The organism is Photobacterium carnosum, from assembly GCF_002849605.1.
In the GTDB taxonomy this organism is placed as follows: Bacteria; Pseudomonadota; Gammaproteobacteria; order Enterobacterales; family Vibrionaceae; genus Photobacterium; species Photobacterium carnosum.
In genome coordinates this window covers 209,605-232,644 of record NZ_NPIB01000003.1, presented here as the reverse complement: position 1 = coordinate 232,644, position 23,040 = coordinate 209,605, and the positions used below count along the sequence as shown (strand labels likewise).

General features: G+C 36.6%; 22 protein-coding genes. 4 read left to right on the top strand and 18 right to left on the bottom strand.

Annotated features, from left to right (window positions below):
• Positions 1-76 precede the first annotated feature (76 nt).
• The gene (gene chrA, locus CIK00_RS04965; protein WP_101767807.1) at positions 77-1,228 is read right to left on the bottom strand and encodes a chromate efflux transporter; all 1,152 of its coding nucleotides are present in this window, start codon (positions 1,226-1,228) and stop codon (positions 77-79) included.
• A 232-nt stretch (positions 1,229-1,460) separates the two neighbouring features.
• On the opposite strand from chrA, the gene CIK00_RS04960 reads away from it, so the two are divergent.
• Positions 1,461-2,378, top strand: coding sequence for a LysR family transcriptional regulator (locus CIK00_RS04960; RefSeq protein WP_101767806.1), 918 nt, complete (start codon positions 1,461-1,463; stop codon positions 2,376-2,378).
• A 95-nt stretch (positions 2,379-2,473) separates the two neighbouring features.
• Here CIK00_RS04960 and CIK00_RS04955 read toward each other — a convergent pair whose 3' ends face one another.
• On the bottom strand, positions 2,474-3,589 hold the full coding sequence (locus CIK00_RS04955) for a 1-acyl-sn-glycerol-3-phosphate acyltransferase (protein WP_101767805.1): 1,116 nt from the start codon (positions 3,587-3,589) through the stop codon (positions 2,474-2,476).
• Between the two features lie 258 nt (positions 3,590-3,847).
• On the opposite strand from CIK00_RS04955, the gene CIK00_RS04950 reads away from it, so the two are divergent.
• Positions 3,848-4,528 carry a hypothetical protein gene (locus CIK00_RS04950; protein ID WP_101767804.1) on the top strand — a complete coding sequence of 227 codons (681 nt, stop codon included), beginning with the start codon at positions 3,848-3,850 and terminating at the stop codon, positions 4,526-4,528.
• 97 nt (positions 4,529-4,625) lie between these two features.
• On the opposite strand, the gene CIK00_RS04945 is transcribed toward CIK00_RS04950, so the two are convergent.
• Positions 4,626-5,141, bottom strand: a complete 516-nt coding sequence (locus tag CIK00_RS04945) for a hypothetical protein (protein ID WP_144043150.1) — start codon at positions 5,139-5,141, stop codon at positions 4,626-4,628.
• Positions 5,142-5,194: 53 nt separating this feature from the next.
• Positions 5,195-5,722: a nicotinate-nicotinamide nucleotide adenylyltransferase gene (locus CIK00_RS04940; RefSeq protein ID WP_101767802.1), complete on the bottom strand. Its 528-nt coding sequence runs from the start codon at positions 5,720-5,722 to the stop codon at positions 5,195-5,197.
• A gap of 246 nt (positions 5,723-5,968) precedes the next feature.
• Here CIK00_RS04940 and nadE point away from each other — a divergent pair, with 246 nt between their 5' ends.
• A complete protein-coding gene (gene nadE, locus CIK00_RS04935) occupies positions 5,969-6,805 on the top strand; it encodes an ammonia-dependent NAD(+) synthetase (RefSeq protein ID WP_101767801.1) in 837 nt (278 codons plus the stop codon).
• 79 nt (positions 6,806-6,884) lie between these two features.
• Here the strand turns inward: nadE and CIK00_RS04930 are convergent, their stop codons facing one another.
• The 14 genes from CIK00_RS04930 to CIK00_RS04865 all read right to left on the bottom strand — a co-directional run bounded on the left by CIK00_RS04930 (position 6,885) and on the right by CIK00_RS04865 (position 21,167).
• A complete protein-coding gene (locus CIK00_RS04930) occupies positions 6,885-7,412 on the bottom strand; it encodes an HD domain-containing protein (RefSeq protein WP_101767800.1) in 528 nt (175 codons plus the stop codon).
• A 158-nt stretch (positions 7,413-7,570) separates the two neighbouring features.
• Positions 7,571-7,756 carry a YoaH family protein gene (locus CIK00_RS04925; RefSeq protein WP_101767799.1) on the bottom strand — a complete coding sequence of 62 codons (186 nt, stop codon included), beginning with the start codon at positions 7,754-7,756 and terminating at the stop codon, positions 7,571-7,573.
• Between the two features lie 84 nt (positions 7,757-7,840).
• Entirely contained in the window at positions 7,841-9,040 is a 1,200-nt protein-coding gene (locus tag CIK00_RS04920) for an NnrS family protein (protein ID WP_308455493.1), read from the bottom strand.
• Positions 9,041-9,202: 162 nt separating this feature from the next.
• On the bottom strand, positions 9,203-10,087 hold the full coding sequence (locus CIK00_RS04915) for a DUF2861 family protein (RefSeq protein WP_101767798.1): 885 nt from the start codon (positions 10,085-10,087) through the stop codon (positions 9,203-9,205).
• A gap of 19 nt (positions 10,088-10,106) precedes the next feature.
• Positions 10,107-10,766: a response regulator transcription factor gene (locus tag CIK00_RS04910; RefSeq protein ID WP_101767797.1), complete on the bottom strand. Its 660-nt coding sequence runs from the start codon at positions 10,764-10,766 to the stop codon at positions 10,107-10,109.
• On the bottom strand, positions 10,741-12,180 hold the full coding sequence (gene vxrA, locus CIK00_RS04905) for a sensor histidine kinase VxrA (protein ID WP_101767796.1): 1,440 nt from the start codon (positions 12,178-12,180) through the stop codon (positions 10,741-10,743). Before vxrA ends, CIK00_RS04910 begins: the two co-directional genes overlap by 26 nt.
• Before the next feature lie 500 nt (positions 12,181-12,680).
• Positions 12,681-13,208: a hypothetical protein gene (locus CIK00_RS04900; RefSeq protein WP_202820799.1), complete on the bottom strand. Its 528-nt coding sequence runs from the start codon at positions 13,206-13,208 to the stop codon at positions 12,681-12,683.
• A gap of 4 nt (positions 13,209-13,212) precedes the next feature.
• Positions 13,213-14,313: a hypothetical protein gene (locus CIK00_RS04895; RefSeq protein ID WP_101767795.1), complete on the bottom strand. Its 1,101-nt coding sequence runs from the start codon at positions 14,311-14,313 to the stop codon at positions 13,213-13,215.
• 286 nt (positions 14,314-14,599) lie between these two features.
• Positions 14,600-15,976: a Re/Si-specific NAD(P)(+) transhydrogenase subunit beta gene (pntB, locus tag CIK00_RS04890; RefSeq protein ID WP_101767794.1), complete on the bottom strand. Its 1,377-nt coding sequence runs from the start codon at positions 15,974-15,976 to the stop codon at positions 14,600-14,602.
• 10 nt (positions 15,977-15,986) lie between these two features.
• Positions 15,987-17,540: a Re/Si-specific NAD(P)(+) transhydrogenase subunit alpha gene (locus CIK00_RS04885; RefSeq protein ID WP_101767793.1), complete on the bottom strand. Its 1,554-nt coding sequence runs from the start codon at positions 17,538-17,540 to the stop codon at positions 15,987-15,989.
• Between the two features lie 373 nt (positions 17,541-17,913).
• On the bottom strand, positions 17,914-18,192 hold the full coding sequence (locus tag CIK00_RS04880; RefSeq protein WP_101767792.1) for an HlyU family transcriptional regulator: 279 nt from the start codon (positions 18,190-18,192) through the stop codon (positions 17,914-17,916).
• Positions 18,193-18,478: 286 nt separating this feature from the next.
• Entirely contained in the window at positions 18,479-18,673 is a 195-nt protein-coding gene (locus tag CIK00_RS04875) for a hypothetical protein (protein WP_101767791.1), read from the bottom strand.
• Positions 18,674-18,791: 118 nt separating this feature from the next.
• On the bottom strand, positions 18,792-20,543 hold the full coding sequence (locus CIK00_RS04870; RefSeq protein ID WP_101767790.1) for a bifunctional metallophosphatase/5'-nucleotidase: 1,752 nt from the start codon (positions 20,541-20,543) through the stop codon (positions 18,792-18,794).
• A gap of 228 nt (positions 20,544-20,771) precedes the next feature.
• Positions 20,772-21,167, bottom strand: a complete 396-nt coding sequence (locus tag CIK00_RS04865) for a VOC family protein (protein ID WP_101767789.1) — start codon at positions 21,165-21,167, stop codon at positions 20,772-20,774.
• A gap of 148 nt (positions 21,168-21,315) precedes the next feature.
• Between CIK00_RS04865 and CIK00_RS04860 the strand changes: the two genes are divergently transcribed.
• Complete coding sequence (locus CIK00_RS04860) at positions 21,316-22,989, top strand: DUF2813 domain-containing protein (RefSeq protein ID WP_101767788.1); 1,674 nt, start codon at positions 21,316-21,318, stop codon at positions 22,987-22,989.
• The last annotated feature ends 51 nt before the right edge of the window (positions 22,990-23,040 follow it).

Here is a 23,040-nt window from a genome sequence, read left to right as displayed (position 1 = left end):
GGTGTTATCTGTTTAATTAGTATAAAGTTATAGTGCATTAGAGTTAAAACAAAGAGAGCCATAGACTCTCTTTGTTTTATTGATTAATTATCGACACATATAGAAACAACAATATGGCGACCACCCATACTGGAGATTGATATTTCTTAATTAAGATATAGCCCACGATTACTGCAATAATATCTATTATAGATTTAATCGAACTTATTATTACTGGGTTAATAAATGCATATCCCAATAAACCAACAACACAGGCATTTATCAATACAATAGCGTGTATTAAACGAGGATGACTAAACAAAGCTTTCCAAGCTGGCAGAAAAGCAAATAACAATAAACTACCAGGAAGAAAAACAGCAATAGTCGCAATCAAGCTTCCCCAAATCGGCATTGTAGGCATAGCTGAAGCACCAAGATAACTCGCCATGGTAAACATCGGTCCTGGTACTAATTGTGCCGAAGCATAAGCACTTAGAAAAGTATTATCCGTTACCATTCCGGCGAGCATAGGTTGTAATAATGGTAAAACAACATGTCCACCGCCAAAAACAAAACTCCCCGCTTGATAAAAAATAGTCAATAATTTAACGTTATCATTAGTTGCTGGCATTAACGGTAATAAAATGAATAAACCGACAAAAACACTTAATAGTCCCATGTGTGGTCGAATAGGTTTTACTCTCACATTATCAATAGTCGTTTGGACTTTAAATGACCATAAATAGCCAATAAGACTTGCCACAACAATAGGTATAATTTGTCCAAGTAATCCATGACTAAACATCAGCCATATCATGGTTAATAACGTAGTGGCCACTGTGGGTATCGACGTTAAACTCTTCTTTGCCATTCCCCACAATGCATCAGCAATAACCACAACCGCTAATAATTTTGCTGCTGTAATAATATGTTCAACAATAACAGAATTACCAAATGTATTATTGGCAATAGCAAGAAAAGTTAATAATGAAAAAGAAGGTAAGGTAAAACCAATAAAAGCGGCAATAGATCCTAGATAACCTGCTTTTTTATAGCCAATATACATTCCAAGCTGACTACTCGCAGGACCAGGTAAAAATTGACATAATGCAATCGCTTGTGTGAAATCCTTATCACTAAGCCATTTCTTTTTTACAACAAATGCTTGTTGAAAATAACCTATATGTGCAGCTGGACCACCGAAACTACACAGCCCTAAGATTAAAAACTGCCAAAAAACCGTTATCATTAATCACATCTCCTATAGTGAAGTGATGATTGTAACGATTGTTTATCTATTACTAAAATCGTTTGTACAGATACATATTATTACTAATATCGATGATTGATTTCTTTATTGCACCATATCATTTTAATAATGAACATAATCCTCTATGATAGAAATCATATTCTTCTTATGTAATAACAAGCAAAGTTATATAAAGTCCCCCTACTTTGCTTTTCTCTTTCGAGTAGATACTATGTTAGAAAATCTTCAACAAATGGTTATTTTGGCAGCGATAGGTCATGAACAAAATTTCACTCGAGCAGCAGAACGATTAGGCATCTCTAAATCTCAAGTAAGTAAACAAGTACGTTACTTAGAAGAACGCTTAGGCTGTCAATTAGTCCAACGTAGCACACGCACAGTGGCCTTAACTGAAATCGGTTTACAGTATGCCGATTATGGTCAACAACTGGTTGATACCGTTAATGAAGCTGAAGCGATGGTCGCTGGTTATCGTAATGAAATCAAAGGTGTGTTACGAATTGGTATTGCACAATCTTTTGGCAATATTCACATCACATCGGCCTTAGCTGAATTTCAAAAAAGTAATCCTGAATTAGAATTAGAAATTAGTCTATTTGATCATCGACCTAATTTATTAGAAGAAGGATTTGATTGCTGGATAGCGATTCATGAGCATCCGCCGGAAGGTATGGTGGCAAGAAAATTAGCTAATTGTGAATTTGTCGTCGTTGCTTCGCCAGATTATATTGCTCAGCATGGTCAACCTGAAACACCAAGTGATTTACGCCGCCACAATTGCATTACTTATCAAAGCCGCGAACGTAAATATGTCAATTGGGCTTTCTCTCGTGATGGTGTACAACAATCAATTCGTGTTCGAGGCAATTACCGTATAGATAATGCCCCCGCGGTATTGGACGCGGCGGTTAGTGGCTTAGGTATTGCCTATTTATCAACATACTTAATGACCAATGAAATTAAAAATAACAAATTAATTCAATTACTTCCTGAGTGGAAAACAACTGTCGATTTACCCATCTATGCTGTTTATCCACGACGAAAATACTTAGCACCTAAAGTACGTTGCTTTATTGATTTTATGGCCGATCGTATGGCACAAGCACCGTATAAAACACCGCAATCATAGCCAAAAATAATCTAAGTAAAAATATAACCACAAACAATAACGCGGCTATTGCTATTATAGCAATAGCCGCGTTATTGGCTTTAAAATAAATGTATTTATTCTAGGGGCTGTTTTTTCTGAGCCGGGAATGCATACATACGGCGTAAAATCGCTTGTACACCTTGTGGTTGATCGGCTAATTTCTGTGCAAACAACTGTTGCTCTTCCGCCGTTACTTGATCCGATTCAATCTCTGCTGCAATATAATTTGATGGGAATAAATGATAATTTTCAGTTATTTGCTTGTCAATAATTGCAGCCATTTCATCAGGTGTTTCTGGCGCATTGGTGATCACATCACCAAAGCTGATATGGATTCTGCGTTTCTGTCCGACAATACCTTGGACAATACTTTCAATATCTTCAAATTCAGATTTTTCATACGTTCCCGTCGTCTCTTTTTGGTAAAGCTCTTGTGCTTTAGCCAAATCACAAGGGTCATTTTCATATGAAATAGCAACAGGAACAATATTTAAGCCACTCATAAACTCAGCAAAGGGCATTTTTTGCTTACGTCCTTCCATGAAGAACATCTTCAAAATAGCAGGATCAGTTTTATCGTTACCGTCTTTTGCTCGGCCTTCTTTTTGTGCTATCCAAATATTATTGCCCGTCATTAAAGAATGTGAAATATAACTAGAAAGTAGACCTAATGACTTCATTAACTCACGAGGGCCTTTTGATGAACGTTTAACAATAAAACTCTTATTTAAACGCATCAATTCAGTTGCACAAGGCTTTTTAAGTAAATTATCACCAATCGCAATACGAACTGTAGTGAAATTATTATTGAATAAACACCAATTCACCATCGCAGGATCCATTGCAATATCACGATGATTAGAAACAAATAAGTAGGCTTTATTTGGGTCGAGCTTATCCAAGCCGGTTATAGTTACACCGTCACATGAATGATCTATTGTTGCTCGCATATACTTAGCAACATAATCTTGTACGTCTTTAACACTGGCCACATTTGACCATTTTTTAACAAGAAAACGTTTTATTAATGGAATAAGCAACCACCCAAACATACCGGAAGCATGAGGAAAGCGGTATTTTAAAATAGCATTGATAAAATCTTTATCCTCAATAAGGCGTTTAATAGCCCCTTTAACTTCGTTATCGTTGTAAGGGCGGATCTCTTTATAAATATCGTTATCTATACACACAATAAGGCTTCATCTTGAAAAAATCAGTTATTTTTTGGTAAATATTATTTTACCTAATAACCTAAATCGATAAGGAATATGGTTGAAGATCTAACCATAGCGAGTCGTTGAATTTTCAACCACTATTAATCATAAAAAGTGCGTTCTAATGCAAAAACGACCAATCATACACTGATTTTGATTATTGTCGCCTATGCAATGTTGACGATGAAACAAAAACAGCCGAATATGTATAAGATATCGAGTTAGAGAGACATTATGAAACAAGCCATTGAGTTTTCCAATAACGAGCACCCTTTTCTTTTCGTTGGTTCTCGTCGTAAAAGTCACAACGCCTACTTTATTGTTGTGAATAGCGGCAGCATATTAATACGTTTAGGTAAACATGAGCACCTCATGTCCAAAGGACAGGGGTTTTGGGTACCCTTTGATTGTTTACATGCATTAACGATTTTACCTGGCACGCAGTTTTTTAAAGTTGCGTTTTCAATCCGTTTACGACAACCATTGTGTCGTGATGCAGGGTTCTTTATCGTAACCCCGTTACTTAATGCCTTATTGGTCGAACTTGAAAAACAGCCAGTTGAAGAAAATGATTGGAATGGTGTCGATGGACGCTTACTTAAAGTCGTGGCCGATCAAGTAGCAAACTTATCAGCCTCTACCCAATCGTTATCACCTGCAATTAGCAAACACTATCATAGTGCGTTAGCCTTATTACTTAATGGTCATAAAGTTACTGACTCATCAGCAATTAAAACGATACAACCTGTATTAGGGATGACATTAAAAGAATTTGAATCTTGTCTTACCATACGTGAAACGGTGAAATTAATCCGTTCAGGAAGAAAATTACCGCAAATTGCAGCGCAGCTAAATACATCAGAAGTATTACTTGAAGCGCTTGCGATGGCGATTCTAGGCAAGTCCTTTCAATAATAATCCCTGATCTTAAAATAATGCCCATTATGAATATGGGCATTATCTTCCGTTTCATGTTTGATTGCTTTTATATTAAATCGCCATCGGATCTTTCTTAATTCAACGGCACATGTACTTGTAATGAAATGCCATCATCAACATTACTCTTGGTATGCCAGCGATAATCTAATCGTACCTGGGTGCTATCATCATTTGGATCACCAAAACCTAAACTCATTTGGACACCATGATTTAATACCCATTGCTCGGCATCAACCACATCGTCAACCTCTTCATTATTATATTTTCTTGGCAACCAAAATCCTAAACCGTAGTACATTGAATCATTATGGTCAGTAAAAACAGGATGATCAGAAAAATCATCATTCCACAAATTCCAAAAATCACTGGTGTTATAATTATGATCTTGTTTCCAATCACTGAATTGTTGAGCGTGATCATAAGAATTAGTCTTAACATGTAAAAATGGAATATTGTCAGCATTATTCGATGATAGACAGGCTGCATGATCAAATTGAAACAAATGATCATCTGTTTTAATGACTTCATGAGATATCAATTTACATGGATAAGCATAGGCAGATGATGAATAAATTACGTTACTCATCATAATAAGTATCACTGCTTTCATCGTATTCATGCGCAATATTAACTATCCGTTCGTTAATGAGAAAATAGAAAACGTTCATCATTCATGAGCATTAATTTAACTGTTGGCGTCGTATATTGGCTAATATCATCATTACTTGCCAATGCCTCTCGAATTAAAGTACTTCGTATTGGAACTGTTTCCGGACATGCCATAATTTGCCATTGTTTTAGGATTTCATCTGCTTTATAAAATCGATGAAAATTCAGAAAATTATCGGGCCCAACAACAAAGGTAATATTGGTATCTGGGTGCTTTAATTGTAAGTTTTTAAGTACAGAATATGTTGTGACAGCGTTATCACCAATGGCAATTTGTTGTTCTAATGTAGACAATTCTAGATTAGATTGTCCAATATCACTGATAAATGCACGAACAAGATCACAGCGAGCATCATAATCAAGCATCACTTTCCCCCACGCATGTTGATAGCTAGGAAGCAATAACACCTTATCAAACTGACTTAGTCGCTCTAATACCGAACGATGGCCTAAACTTGGAGGGTTAAATGCACTACCAAAAACTGCCAGTGTCTGTTTCATATTTCAATCACTCCCCTCTTAATTACCAACCTTATAAATACAACCTAGTTTAGGAAATATTCTTTAGTATCGTACTGTTTTTACGCTAAAACGGCATTATTTTATATAAATTCACGCTTGAGCATTGATCCTTAGTTAGAGTTATCGCATGATTTTGATAAAGGTGTAATGGCTGAATTCTCATTTTTCCGTTATGTCGTTTTAAATGATTAATATTTGGGCAAAAGCCTTAAGGATTCATGATCCATGGAACAACTTATCCGTGAGCAGATGCGCGTACTACCCACTATCGATATTGAATTTGAAATCCAGCGCCGTATTGCTTTCATCCAGAAAAAACTTAAGCAATCTGGTTGTAAATCTTTAGTTCTAGGTATTAGCGGAGGTGTTGACTCAACAACTTGTGGCCGTTTAGCACAACTTGCTATCAATGATTTAAATACAATAACAACGAGCAATGATTATCAGTTCATCGCTGTTCGCCTTCCTTATGGCGAGCAACAAGATGAAGATGAAGCACAACATGCTTTACAGTTTATCCAACCTAGTCAATCTGTTAGTGTAAATATCAAAACGGGTGTTGATGGACTACATGCCAGTGCTTTATTAGGATTAGAAGGTACAACTTTAATTCCAACCGACGCGGCTAAAGTCGATTTTGTAAAAGGCAATGTTAAAGCACGCGCACGTATGATTGCACAATATGAAATCGCTGGCTTAGTCGGTGGTCTTGTTATTGGTACAGATCATTCAGCAGAAAATATTACAGGGTTCTACACTAAATTTGGTGATGGTGCTTGTGATCTTGCTCCTCTTTTTGGTTTAAATAAACGTCAAATTCGTAGCATTGCCGCTAAATTAGGCGCGCCTGAACATCTTGTGGCTAAAGTGCCTACCGCTGATTTAGAAGAATTGGCACCACAGAAAGCGGATGAAGAGGCATTATTGGTTACTTATGACCAAATTGATGACTTCCTTGAAGGTAAACCCGTTGATGAATTTGTCAGTGAACGTTTAATTAGTATTTATCGTGCAACTCAGCATAAACGTCAGCCAATCCCGACTATTTACGATAAAGACTGACCTAGACCCAAATAGTGCTGATATAAATAAAAAGGCCTAACACAATGTTAGGCCTCTGTTTTGTCGAAAAGTGAAGATATTACTTACATAACGTAGCTTCAGGTTGACCAATAATGAGGCCATCTAGTTCTCTCCATAAATCATCACAAAGACCTGGACGATAGACTGCATCTTTAAATGCAGAATGTTCATGTTGATACATTTTATAATGTCGTGGTGAGCTTTTACTACTTGAACGCACATTCGCTAAACGATCACACACTTTCACTATCAGAGCTAAACGTGCAGCATCTTCTGTAATGTTTAAAGCTGCTAGACGATGGTTAATTTCTAATTTTCTTTTCGCACGATCTTCTAATTTCACATCAGTAACAGAATTAACCGCATCAGCAATCGTAAAACCAAAGCGATCAACTAATTCGTTAAAATTAGTATCCGTATCTTCAATCACATCATGTAATTGGGCAACAATCATCGCATCGATGCCAAATGGTTGAGCCAATTTTGCTACAGTATTAAGATGCACTGCATATGGGGTTTCGCCATATTTTTGCTCACCGTGACGTTTTTTTGCAAATTCTTGTGCTACTAAATAACGACTATCCATCAATGTTTCCTCGATACTTTATTATTTTATTAGTTCATTGTAGAAGTAATACATTCCTTGTTGCTAGTCATTTATTTGAAATGAAATTATTCAAAAATAAAAAAAGAGCCATAAAGGCTCTTTTTATTTATTAGATAGTTACGAATGATAACTTAGTTTTATTCTTCTTCATCCGCAGAGAATTCGCCAGCATCCTGACGACGCTTCATATCCGCTTCACGAATCTCATGAGCAACAATCATGATAGCTTCACCGCTACTAATACCTGTAGCCATAAGATCATGAATACGCTCTGCAGCTACTTGCTGTTCTGAGTGCGTTAATGTCGGCGTGTGATTATACATATCATTCTTCTTAACTTCGTAAACGGGTAGGTATTCTAGGAGTAAAGTGAAACAATGTCACTGTTTATCCTTACTGAATACAGATTAACCAGGATGACCATCAGCACGAGCTTTCGTTAATATTGGAAAATAAACCACACTAAAAATAGTAAATGCAATTACCCATAAAACGGCTGAAATAACATATGCATCTACCGCCGCTATTGGCATTACAACCACTAATAATGTTCGCGCTAATAACGAACCAAATATGCTAACAAATGCGATCATCATCCAACGACCCACCTGTAATTTTCGTCCTGTATGTCCTAATGAAACACGCGCCATCATCGCAAGTATCATTGCGCCAATACCACCAATAGCAATGAGATGGATCCCAATAGCCGAGCTCATATTATGATCAATATAACTTCCACCAAGCCATGCTAAACCAATAATCATTGATAAATAAGCCCCATGTAGCGACCATAATAACGGTACTGTTTTTGTTTTATAACTACGCCAGCGACACAGACGCACTAAATTAGTCACAGCAGCAATAATATAGGTTGTCGCTAATACATTTGCTGAAACGGTAATAGGAAAAATAGTGAGTATTAGTAATATCCAAATAGGCACCAATGCGGCGTATTCAAGCATTGGAATGCGTGTGATCGTCGCAGTCTGTGTTCCTCGTGAGGTAAAGAATGGGATCACTCTTCCACCCACAACTAATACCACCGCAGCAATAATAGTCAGTGTTGTTAATGCCGTTGCTTTTAAATCGTAAGGAATAACCTTGAGTACCATTAAATGATATTTAACATTGAGTAATGTAAATATAATTAAAACGGGTACAAAAAACAAATTGCGCCATTGCTTCACTCTAATAATGGGTATTGCTAAAAAAACAGTTGCGACAACAATCCAAGCACAATCAACGACCATCCATAAATAACTCGGTGTAGCAAAAATCAATCCTAACCGTGCAATAAGCCATAAACTAAATAGAAAGGCTAACTTGAACCCTTTTACTCCTGTTTGTCCGGTCCATGTTTGTACTGCCGTTAATAAAAATCCAACAATAACCGCACCTGTAAATCCAAATAACATTTCATGGCTATGCCACCATAACGGATTACCATACATAAATTGGCTAATGTGAGTATTACCAGACCAAAACAAACCCCATAATGCAATTGAAATCACAGCATAAATTGCTGCTCCGATAAAAAACGGACGAAATGCGAGTCGGAATAACGGTGGGATTTTTTCTTCTTGTGCTCGATCTATAATTTGCATCATACTACCTCACTGTAAACATGTATAAATTATACATGTTTACAGTGCTATTTCTATCTTTTCTCTAATTAGTTTTATTTATCTGAATTTAAAGGAAAAAAAATGACCATTACATAATTTAACCAGTAAAAGTTAAATGTAATAGCCATTTAGTTATGAATTATCTTAATCATCATCGCCAATATAATCGACTGGACGAGTAATACGTTGAATATCTAAAATCGAGATTTCACCTTGCCAACGCGTCTTTACCATACCAACACTGAGCCAATAACGCCCCTCAGGAACATTTAATTTAGGCAATGTTGTTGGCCAATCTGAGTCAGACTCTTGACTCCAAATAGAATGCCATGTTGTATCATTAAGATCATATAACTTTATATTTAATGTTGGAGACGGACAATTACCATTATTTTTTTCAATATTGCTAATACGCCACGTTTTACTGTCTTTCCAGCTAATTTCTTGTTTATCCGCAGGTGTTGTTAAAACAATCCAGTCAACCCAAGCGGGCTTATTCTCAGCAGTAATTGATAGTTTATACAGCCCAGCAGAAACAGGTTCATTTAAACGCTTTGTTTTAACAGAAAAAAAACCACCATCATCAATAGATGGAGCACCTTGCAATAACGGTTTATTCGGCCATTTCGTCAGGCTAATATTCGTAATATCACTGCGAGTAAGACCAACAACAGAAATTTTTAATAATTGTTGATTCAGGTTCTGCTCAACTTGGCGTTCAATTGATAATTTCGGTAACCAAACAGGTAAAACTTTACGCTCAAGGCTATGCCCACAATCTTCACTGATGGCTAAATTAAGTAATTGATCAAGATTGTTAGCTTGTACGCTATTAGGGGATTGTTGCCATGCTTGAATTATCGTTTGAAAAACAGCAGCTGTATTATCTTCAAGTAATTCTTTATGCGCCATCGTATAAAGATCTTGCGATACAAACCAATCAGATGATGCAAATGCACTCGACGAAAATAACGTCGAATGCACTAACAATAATCCCATAAGCCAGCGTTTTTGCTTGTTTATTCTCATGGAATACGGTACCTAAATCTTATGGCTTCATTCGATATCCAACACCACGTAATGTTTCAATCTCAATATCAGGCAATTTTTGACGTAATTGCAAAATATGAGTATCAACAGTACGCGTTGTTGGGTAGTGATTGTAACCCCACACTTGATCTAACAATTCATCACGAGTAAATACACGACCAGCATTTTTAGCTAAAAATGCCAGTAATTCAAACTCAGTGCGTGTCAAGGTTACACTATCACTGCCATGAAAAACTTCGCGGCTTTCTTGATTAATCGTAATATTACCCACTGAGATAATATTAATAGCGGCCATATCACCATCTTCACCGCGTAAATGTACTCGAACACGAGCCAATAACTCCTCTTCAGCAAATGGCTTCGTTAAATAGTCTTTTGCACCAGAATCTAACCCGATCACTTTGTCGTTAATTGAAACCATCGCTGTTAATAAAATAACAGGAACATATTTCTTTTTTAACCAACCTGATAAATAATCAAGTGAATCACCTTCCGGTAATTGGCGATCAAGTACAACAAGATCGGCATCTCGCCATAAAGCAGCAACTTTAGTCGCACAATCTGCATATAAGCAATTGTATCCAGCTTGCTTTAAGCAGTCGAGTAAACCATCAGCAAGGTTCCGGTCATCTTCAACCAGTAGCAGAGTTTGATTCACACGGAATCTCCAAAATAAATGTTGTAGGTGGACCAATGAGTTTCATTCGCCCTCCCATTCTATGAATCATCGATTCAACAATTGTTAAACCAAGACCTAAGCCTTGAGAACTAACAAAGGGTTTTCTTAAACGAGACCAATCTTTTGCACTAAGTTGCCCTTCATCTTGAACAACCAGCGTCAAAATCCCATTTTTATACGATGACGATAAACTAACTGGCATTACGCCATATTTATGAGCATTGGATAGTAGGTTATCAATACAAGTACCTAGCCAATAAATATTAACCAAAACACTTCTATCTTCTTCTGGTTTTAATATAACATCATATTTTTCAGTAATATAACCTAGCCATTCATTTAGTGACTCAACATTTTGAACGCTTAACTGTTGTTGATTCGCTTGAAGATAATCTTTACTCGCTTCGGCTAATTGACGTAACCGACGAGAATCATCCGTTAAACGACGAAATTCATCATATAAACCTTCAGGTAATTCATCAAAATGGCGTCGAAAACCTTCAACCGTCATGGCTAAACTAGCAATAGGTGTTCGTAATTCATGGGTTAATATTTGTAATACTAACATCCGCTCTTCCATCGTTCGACGACGGATCCGATATCGATAAATAATCCAGCTCAATAACAAACCAGCATTCATTACAAGTAAACCTATTAATAAATAATAAGTTACATGAGATTTATTATCTTCACGCCAACAAATATTACCATTTTTCGCTAAACAAAAATCATTTTGATCTAAATGTTTAAAATGTAATTGATAGCGATTAAGCATTTTTGTCCATGTTATCTTACCAAAAACACGATATTCATTACCATTACGAACCCAAAGTTCACTATTTGATATAAAGAATTGTGCGCCTGAAATAAATGCGTGTATCTCATCATTATTCATTCGCTGCAATCGACCTAAAATCGTCGTTGCGGCAACAATCGGACGTTCTTTTATATGTAAATATTTACTGTATTTTATCGCCATATTCGGATGTTTCTGAATATAACGATAGGCATAACTACCACCACCGGGATGAATATACCCTGAACGTACAAACCAACTCGATGGTAGCTTGGTTTTAAAACAAATAGCACGAGTAAATACAAGAGGTTGAGTCACTAATGGAGATAATGGCCATGGCCCTTTACAGTTTAATGAATTATGGTACAACTGACGCAAGGCATTCAACGGGTATTCATTTGTTTGTGGCAATAATGTTTCAGGAACTAACAAAGGACCCGGATATAAGCTCTGAAGTTTACGGAAATCGTATGTTGCTAAAGGCTTATGTTTCAATAGTTCAGAACGAACTGCATTTAATCGTTCTGGAAATGTTTGAGCTTCTGCAAATGACGCAGCAGAAAAGAATAAAGAAAAGGCTAACACATACGTTTTCATGCTCGTAGCTTAACATTGTAGAACAGTGCTTTGTCAATAAAATGTCAGAGTGACAATCACTGGAATCAATAGTCTTTATCTATGACATTTAGATTAAAAATACATTGTATTGTTCATCGAAAAAAAAAGCCACTCAAGCTTGAGTGACCTTATTTATATTACTGATGTTTTTATAAATATTCAAGAATAGATAAGTATGATGCTTGGCATTGCCAAAAGTAAAATAGACTCACTCACCGTTTAAAATCAATGGGTCAGTAGAAACCATCATTATCAATCTTGCTAAAAACCATTATAAGCCGCTTAACTATTATTGGTTCATCTGGTATCAACCACATGATTAAATCGATTGTAAGACGGTTGATGACTGCTTGCAGCCAAAAAGATAAAACAATTTGAATACTATAATGAGCATTAGTAAAACTATTATTAAGATCTAGAAATCAAGCATTATCGGTAATACCGTATAAAAAAGTGACCATCAAATGATCACCTTTTTATTATTTACCATCTAATTTTTTTGATAATCCAATCTTATTTTTTACATTTTTTAGTTTAATCACAAAATTAACGCTACTAATAACCACCATGTAAATACAAAATAGTTGAGCGTAGGTTAACGTTAACAATGAGCCAATACCTAAAGCACAAAATACACTCGAATAACTAGCAAATAGACTAGTTTTAACAATGAATATCTGTAGTGATGTTCCTATCACTAGTATTCCCATTATCATCGCAGATACAACAATCACACCAACTAACGATTTTACTGCTCTTTCATTTTCTTTGGAAAAAATAGGTATTACTTTCGATGATTGAACCAAGCTTAGAATGACTTGAGGGTAAACATAAGCAATCCATAAACCCATGATAGTAAAAATCATAGCTGATGTATTTTGAAGAATCGAAATCAAATTTTGTACATCTTTAAATTCTATATCGTTTCTAAAACAATAACTAACAGTGACTATTACGAATAAAATAACCACATGCCAGATTATAAATCTTATACTTGGCGATTCCATTTCATCACCCGTTAACAGTGTCCTCTTGATGCTCATCTTGAGCAAAGGGAGCAAGTAAGCTATCTCGGTTTAACTCTAAGGCTGTAAACAAGCGCTTAGGTGTATAATGACCAGTATCATCAATACCACCTTCTGCTAAATCACTTACAACTAGAGTGTTTTTTACAACAAATTTATTTAACCAACAAATCCCACCAACCCCTTCTTTTTTAAATCCAAGATTACGCCAATCATCTAACCCACTATAATCTTCGTTATAACGAGCAAAGACTTGTTGTAACTCTTCAACGGTAGGTTTAGCTTCTATGTTAATTTCAATCTTACGAGTATCTTTAGTCACTTCTCCAGAAACAAACGGTGAGGTTCTAAAAAATCTGGTCCAATCTTGTTCTTGAATTGTACGTGCTGCTATTACATCACGTTGAACGAAATGAGTTATATCTCTAGCTATTTGACTAAGATCGGCCTGAGTTGTGAGCTTAGTATATTGCTTATTTTCACAACGGAACCACAATGTATCTTGATTCGTATCATCATCAGATCTAAACGTTACGGTAGTATAACTTCCTTGAGCACCTTCTTTAACTTCTCGCACTTTACGCTTAACATTACTTTGAAGCCAGATAAAATCTTTAACATAAGAATTAAGCATTGCTGAATCAGCAATAGAATTATGAAAACGAATAGAAGAAAATAAGTTTTGTCTTGGACAGAACCAGTAATATGCTGCTTCACCCCAAATAACTCGAGCATTATCTTCAACGGCTTCATCTGCATTATACAAACGATTATCATCTAATCTAGAGTCAGCACGAATACCGTAAACACCATTACCTTGACCAATAGCTCTCCATAAAACCAGAATGTAATCACCTGTATTTGGGTTATATTCAATAGCTTTCAAATATACTTTTTTTCGATGTGAATAACCTTGTGTTTCATCATCCCACAATAAGGTATCTTCTAATGATATACGATCTTGGAACCATTCATGTAGAGACTCAAGCATTTCTCCCATTTCTAAAGGTTCATTATTATCGTGTTCTCTATAACGATAAAAGCCTAATTTAGTAAATTTAAAAAAAGAAACAACACCTGTACTCATACATAAACTCCAATTGATTAATTTTATAAGTAAATTAGAGCATATAAAGCCGAATACAAGGAAGATAAAAAAATACATATTGAGTGATAAATCTCAAAATACGCAATAGATATTATTAAATTAAATTTACCAAGATCGATGTAAATAGCTTAACGACTATAAAGAGCGATCAAGTAGCTAACTACAATAGATCTACTAGCAACAGCTTTAAATCTCTATCAATAATTATAAAAAAAGGGCTCTGACTAATCAGAACCCTTTAATATCATCTAGTCAGTAAAACCCACTAAAGATGCTCTAAAATTTTAGAACAAGTTACTTTTGCATCGCCAAACAGCATTTGGCTATTCTCTTTAAAGAACAATGGATTTTGTACTCCAGCATAACCAGTATTCATTGAACGTTTAAATACAATCACATTGGCTGCATTCCACACTTCAAGAACAGGCATTCCAGCAATTGGACTGTTTGGATCTTCCATCGCGGCTGGGTTTACAGTGTCATTAGCACCAATGACTAATACCACATCAGTTTTAGGGAAATCATCATTGATCTCATCCATCTCTAATACAATATCGTATGGTACTTTTGCTTCAGCAAGTAATACATTCATATGACCCGGTAAACGTCCAGCTACAGGATGGATACCAAAACGAACGTCAATACCTTGCGCACGTAACTTATCCGTGATCTCATGGACAGGATATTGAGCTTGTGCCACTGCCATACCGTATCCTGGAGTGATAATTACTGATCTTGCATCTTTCAGTAATTCAGCTACTTCTTCTGCCGTTGTTTCACGGTATTCGCCATACTCTTCATCAGATACTGGCGCTGCACCATCTGAACCAAATCCTCCGGCAATAACACTGACAAAAGAACGGTTCATTGCTTTACACATAATGTAAGACAGAATAGCACCTGAAGAGCCCACTAATGCGCCCGTAACAATCAATAGATCATTCGCTAACATAAAGCCTGCCGCAGCCGCTGCCCAACCTGAGTATGAGTTCAGCATTGATACAACCACTGGCATATCTGCACCACCAATAGATGCAACCAAGTGATAACCAAATGCAAACGCAATCAAAGTCACTAAAATCAATGCAGCAAGAGAGCCTTCAGATTGTACAAACCACACTAACAATCCAGCTGACACAATCAATGCGACAAGATTAAGCTTATGACGATGTGGAAGCTTTAATGCTGATGATGACACTAGGCCACGTAGTTTAGCAAAAGCCACCAATGAACCCGTAAAGGTTACTGCACCGATGAATACGCCAAGGAAAACTTCCACTAAGTGAATGTTTAACAATGCGCCTTCTAGCGGCTGATGATGTAAAAATGTATTAAAACCAACCAGTACCGCTGCCATACCCACAAAACTGTGTAGCATTGCAACTAATTCAGGCATTTCAGTCATTTCTACTTTTTTAGCGTAGAAAATACCAATTGCACCACCAATAATCATTGCCAGAATGATCCAAACTGTCGCTTGCGAATCTGGTCCAAAAATAGTGGCTACTAATGCAATCGCCATACCCGCAATACCGAAATAGTTACCTTTTCGTGCGGTTTCTTGCTTGGATAATCCAGCAAGTGACATGATAAACAATACGGCAGCAACAATGTATGCCGCTTGTACGATTCCTGCAGACATGTATTACTCCTTATTTATCTTTACGGAACATTTCTAGCATCCGTTTAGTGACAGTAAAGCCACCAAAAATATTGATACTAGCAATGAGAACAGCAACAAAAGCCAACACGGAAACGATTCCTGAGCCTTGTCCTATTTGGAGTAATGCACCAACAATGATGATGCCTGAAATCGCATTAGTTACTGACATTAATGGTGTATGTAAAGAATGGCTAACATTCCATACCACGTAATAACCAACAACACATGACAATATAAACACAGTAAAGTGAGCGAGGAACTCAGGCGGAGAGTAATGACCAACCCATGCAAATAATGCAATACCAGCAGCCATCATGCCGTATTTCTTAAGCGGTGACATTGGCTCCGCTTTTTTAAGCTGTACCTTTTCTACTGTTTTGGGTTGCTGCTTAACAGCAGACACTTTAATAGGCGGTGCCGGCCATGTAATTTCACCCGCTTTGATCACCGTTAAACCACGTAAAACTTCATCATCAAAGTTAATATCAATCGTGCCGTCTTTTTCTTTGCACAGCAGTTTTAATAAATTAACTAAGTTAGTACCGTAAAGTTGCGAGGCTTGTGTCGGTAAACGCCCCACCATATCGGTATAACCAATGATTTTAACGCCATTCGCGGTTGTGATAACTTTGTTTGCTTCGGTATAAGCGCAGTTACCGCCATTAGCAGCCGCTAGATCAACAATCACACTGCCAGACTTCATCGAATCAACCATTTCTTTGGTGATCAATTTAGGCGCAGGGCGACCAGGAATTAACGCAGTAGTAATAATGATATCAACATCTTTTGCTTGCTCAGCATATAAACGCTCAGCCGCTTGGTTGAATTCATTCGACATTTCTTTGGCGTAACCATCACCCGTTGACGTATCTTCTTTAAAATCTACTTCAAGGAATTCAGCACCCATCGATTCAACTTGTTCTTTCACCTCAGGGCGAACATCAAACGAGCGAACAATAGCACCTAGACTACCCGCAGCACCGATAGCAGCAAGACCAGCAACACCTGCACCCGCCACTAACACTTTAGCCGGTGGCACTTTACCTGCTGCGGTAATTTGCCCTGTAAAGAAGCGACCAAATTCATGGGCGGCTTCAATAACAGCACGATAACCAGCAATATTCGCCATTGAGCTTAATGCGTCTAAGGCTTGCGCACGTGAAATACGTGGCACTGAATCCATCGCCATCACATTAATATTTTTTGTGGCTAATTTTTCTAATAGCTCAGAATTTTGTGCTGGCCAAATAAAGCTCACTAAACTTGCGCCATCTTTGATCAGTTCAAACTCGTCAACACCCGTTGCAGGATTTACCTGCGGAGCATTCACTTTTAAAATAAGATCCGCTTGCCATACTGCTTCAGTCGTCGCTAATTCTGCACCAGCGGCTTCAAAAGCGGCATCATCAAAACTTGCTAATGTACCCGCTCCATGTTCAACAACAACGCTGAACCCCATTTTTAATAACTGCTCAACCGTTTTCGGTGTGGCAGCAACTCGCGTTTCATTCGCGAAAACCTCTTTTGGTACACCAATCTGCATTATTATTCCCTGAACATTGGCTATAGATAAATATTTTGTATCTAACCTTAAAAGCAATAGCAAGCCTTTTACAGTTAAACCCAAAAAATTACACAAATTTCATTCATAAATAACATTCATGTCATTTTATATTGAAATATAAGCACCTTTTCATCCGTGATAAAGAGGTTAAAAAACATGTATTACAAAATGTTAGTTATATTAACTAAATCAAAAAGTGACTCAGTTAATATTTTCATCAGTATTAATTGAAATATATTAAAAATCATCTTTCATTAACAAAGAAACAACACTTTGCTACCTATTTTTAGTGCTAAAAATAAGATACCCAGCAAACGGCACGATTGCAATGAAATATGTTGTATATGAGTATTTATTTGAACATTCGTTCACCCGTCTGATCAATAAACATTTGTGCTTTTTTTAGCATAAATGTTTCAGCATCAGCACGAGAGGGTAAAATATCAGAACGAATAAAATGATGAGTCTGCATCATTCCATCAATTTCTTTACAAATACGCCCTGCAATACGAAACTGCCCACCTTCTGCTTGCGGCTCGGGATAAATCAAATATCCTTTATATTCAATCGGTTCAATTGTTACTGTTTCAGTCGCGTTTTTTTTACCAAAAAGCCAAGAAAATAATCCCATCATTACTCCATTTTTTATTTATACACTCGTTATTGCGAATTTTTTGTTACGATATCATAACAATACATTGATAAGTTTCTTTAATACCAACAAGATTAATACTATATGCTTTTCTTGTTATGGGAAATTGCTTTATAAACAAGATAGGTAAGACATCACTAAGATAAATAGCCGTTGTTATCAGATCATAATTTCAATCATACTGGATGCCGTTATTACAGGTACAAAAAAACCAGCACATTGGCTGGTTTTTTCCTCTTATCGGTAGACTTATATCTTAATTATATTAGCGATAAAGACCGATATCTTTTTGAATATGTAACGGTAAATCAGAGATATTACATACTGCTAGTTTTGAAGCAGAACGACTAAATAAAATATCACGGGCATGAACTAGCAGGCCTTTTAACGTCAATGCGTACGTTTTTTGATCATTCATTACTGATGTTGGAATCGAATCAAAATCAAATGCCTGTGCCATACTGCCTCTTCGGATTAAGCCGTTACTAATAAGATTTTCTGTATAATAACGTAACGGTGACCATCCTGAATAATGACATTATTTAGCAATTAGGATTAGATAATCTAATCCTAATTGATCAGTTTTTATGGCTATCACATGGAATAAAGACGGTGAGGTTTTCACTTGGCTTATTAAACTCACCATGCTGTTTTGCAAATGCCTCAAAAGCATCAGCCATCGTGACGTTTAATGCCTGAGGTTCTTTCACATAATCAAGTAACGGTGCATAGCCTTCTTTCCCTGTGGCGGTATAACCTGATGATACTGAAGTGTAAACATCATCATCGTTTATAGCTAACCATTGTCCATTACGGTAATATTCTAATTTTTCAATCCGCTGACCGTTTGGAGCGCCACAACGATACACATAACGTAAATCGGCAACATAAGGAAAACTACCATCCCCCGTACCTTCAATATCATTATTTATAGCATTATTAATTGCACCTTCAAGTGCTTGACGAACACGCAATCCTTTTACGCTATACATCATAATACCAATAGCGAATGGCAATAATCGTCCAGCAATATCTGCTGGCGTTATCTCACCAGGATTAAATGAACATCTTACGCCACCAGCATTATGTATACCAAAATCAATATGATGACCTAATTCTCTCGCTTGCCAAACAAAGCTTTTTACAACCCATGGCGCTATATCACTTGATCCTTTTGCATCGGGCACTCGAATATGACGCAACGGCTCATTAATACGCGCTATTTTATCAGTTTGTAATGCTCGCACTGCTGGGCGGTAGTGTTGATTAAGAATATCTTCTATGTGTGGGTCTTTCATCACAAACCGAATATTGGGCTGATTCTGCAAATAATCACGAACTTTATTGTGATTATCATAGTCAAGGTGTTGAGTTCGCCCAGCATCAATCGTAAATTTACGGCCAAGTAAAAGTTGATTACACCCAGTAGCACTTTCTACGCTGCCATCAGCATTAAATGCAATTGTTAGCTGACCAAGAGCCAGTGCATTACAGCCGGCTTGTACCACACAGGTATTATTAACCATCAATGCATAAGTATCAGTTTTGCCATAACCAATATTCGTAAAATCGCCTTGCATGGTATGAGAATGACCACCAATAATAGCCCCGATACCATTCACTTCTTGTGCTAATAATAAGTCTCGGTGATAACCTAAATGGCTTAAAACAACGACTTTATTAATACCTTTCGTTTTAAGAAGCGCAATTGTATTTTTAGCAACAGTAACAACATTATGAAACGACGTATCAGGATCAGGGCTTGCGATGCCTGCCATATTTTCAATCGCTAAACCGAAAATAGCGACAGGTTCACCGTGAACATTTTTAATCAAATATTTAGCGGATTGGTTTTCGTTATCATAAGCATAAATATTCGTTTTATTACGCAATGGATTACGCTTAGTTTGATCTTCTTGCGATAAATCCCAATTACCCGCTAATAATGGAAATGTTGTATGATCAAGAAAATCAGCAACAACATCATTACCTATATCAAGTTCATGATTACCCAATGCCATAGCTTCAATACCAATAGCATTCAGTAATACCGCATTAGCGATACCTTTATAAAGCGAAAAATACAATGTTCCTTGAAAACAATCTCCCGCATGCACAAACATAAATTCACGTTTATTAAGTAAAGCGTCATGCTTTACATCCGTAACCGCAGAACAAATACGTGAAAAACCACCACAACTAGCATAAACCGATGTTTCAGTATTTAAGACATCAGGTGAGAGTGATAAAGAAATCGCAGAAGGCTCAAAATTAGAGTGTGTATCATTAATATGAGCAAAAGTGATTGTTGCTGCGTGATTAACAGTCATAAAAATTTCAGTTCCTCCAGAACCATCGGGATCAACTAACGACTGATTTATAACGCTCACTGCATTACAAAAATAAAGATCGCCATTAAATAAGAAACAAGATTACATAAAACGACATAAAAATGAGATCTCTACTAAAATATACTCTTTTTTCAATACAATTACTGAGTGAAGATCTCATTAACACGTTAACGCTCCCCCACTCAGTAAATATCATGCTATTAGATATTATTGATAACGACCATGGCGTTGTAAAAATTCAATTTTATAACCATCAGGATCTTGAACAAAGAAAAATTTAGCCAAGAGTACCCCTTCACGGAAAAACTCTTTAATCTCTGCTGGGTTATATTGAAGTGCTACTAACTTTTGATATTCAGCTTCAAGATCATCAACAGCAATCGCAATATGTCCATAACCTGTACCATGCGTATAAGGTTCTGTCGTTCCTTTATTCCATGTTAATTCAAGTTCCATGTCATTTTCGTCATTACGTAAATACACTAAACTAAAACCATCAAAATCAAGTCGCTCCGCAATCTCTAAATTTAATGCTTGTTTATAAAATTTCAATGATGCGTCAAGATCAATAACACGAATCATAGAATGAATAATTTTAGCCATGGGATCATCCTTTATAATTGTTTTCGTTAAATATTCATGTTCGGTATAGTAACTTTTTTAATTTAAACATTGTATCAATAATGTGAGCGAAACGATCCCTTTCTCATAGTCTCTACGCTATGTTGTAAAGAAATAATGAGGAAAATTCATGCATTTAGATCGAATTGAGATCGCAGGGTTTCGAGGTATCAAACGTCTATCACTGTCATTTGATGAATTAACTGTTCTTATTGGAGAAAATGCATGGGGAAAATCATCATTACTTGATGCACTAAGTTTAATGCTTTGCCCTAGTTCGGAATTTTACGAAATGAAATTTTCGGACTTCCATATTGATCATGCTATTGGCCACGAGCGGGCGTCTTCACTACAAATAGTATTACGGTGGCATGAAGATTATCAAGGTGAATATCGCGCTCGACGTTATCGTGCCTTTGATCCTTTCTGGATAGAACAAGATAATTTAAAACATCTTTATACTGAAATTAATAGTCATATCGAAAATGATAAAATAATCACTCAGCGCCATTTTTTACATGCCGATGGTCATATTATTGAACATCCTGATACTGATAAATTTTTACGCCAGTTAATGGTCTTACATCCAATAGTAAGAATTCGAGATGCTCGTCAATTAGAATATGATAAAACCAAGACAACGACACAGCATAATTCGTCAGTAGTGCCACCAGCTAAAATTTCAGAATCAAGCCGTATTCAACGCCGTCTGGATAATACTTGTCGCCGTTTAATGACTCAACCTGGACATGTTAGCGCTGCTGAAATAAAAAGTAGTATTAATATATTACGTTCATTGGTTGATCATTACTTTGCTTTTACGCCACACACTCGCACGAAAGCACAGCCTCATGCTTATTACCCTTTACAAAACCAATATGACGATCAATGCCTCAATCCGTTTGATCAGCTTGTCCAACCTAAAATGACTAAGCAAGCAAAGTTGATTTTAATGGGATTACTTAACACTTATATTCGTGCCCGTGGTCCTGTTGATCTTAAACGTATTTCACGCCCAATAATGATTTTAGAAGATCCTGAAGGTCGTTTACATCCAATCATGCTTCATCAAGCATGGGCGTTTATACAAAATATGCCAATGCAAAAAGTGTTAACCACCAATAGCCCTGAATTATTAAGTGTTGTTCCACTGACGGCAATTAAACGTCTGCAACGTACGCCACAAAAAACAGTTGTGCATGGCATAAATAACGGTGAATTAAACAAAGATGATATTCGTAAAATCACGTTTCATGTTCGAATGCATCGCCCGAGTGCTTTTTATGCGCGAGTATGGCTCTTAGTTGAAGGAGAAACGGAAGTCTGGTTATTTAATGAAATGGCACATCTCGCAGGCTATAACCTTGCAGCTGAAGGTATTCATGTGATTGAATTTGCACAAAGTGGCATTAAACCACTGATTAAACTCGCACGCTTATTGGGGATTGAATGGCATCTAGTCGCTGATGGTGATCCTGCTGGCCGAAAATATGCAGATAAAGTCAGATCATTGTTGAATGATGATAATGAACGCGAGCGTTTAACGGTACTCCCTGCAAAAGATATTGAACACTTCCTTTTTAAAAAAGGTTACGAGCCTTTATTTCGTCAACTAGCTAACATTGCAGATAATGACCAAATGCCCATTCGTAAAATCATTTATCGAGCCTTAAAAAAACATGCCAAGCCCGATCTTGCTTTAGCGATAGTAAAATATACGCGAGAGTCAGATTCAGACAAAATGCCATTATTAATTAAAGGAGTATTAAAAAGAGTAATCATCATGGCTAGGGGGATAATTTAATTACGTCTAATAACCAACATTCACCTCGTTTATTTATGGTATAGATAAACG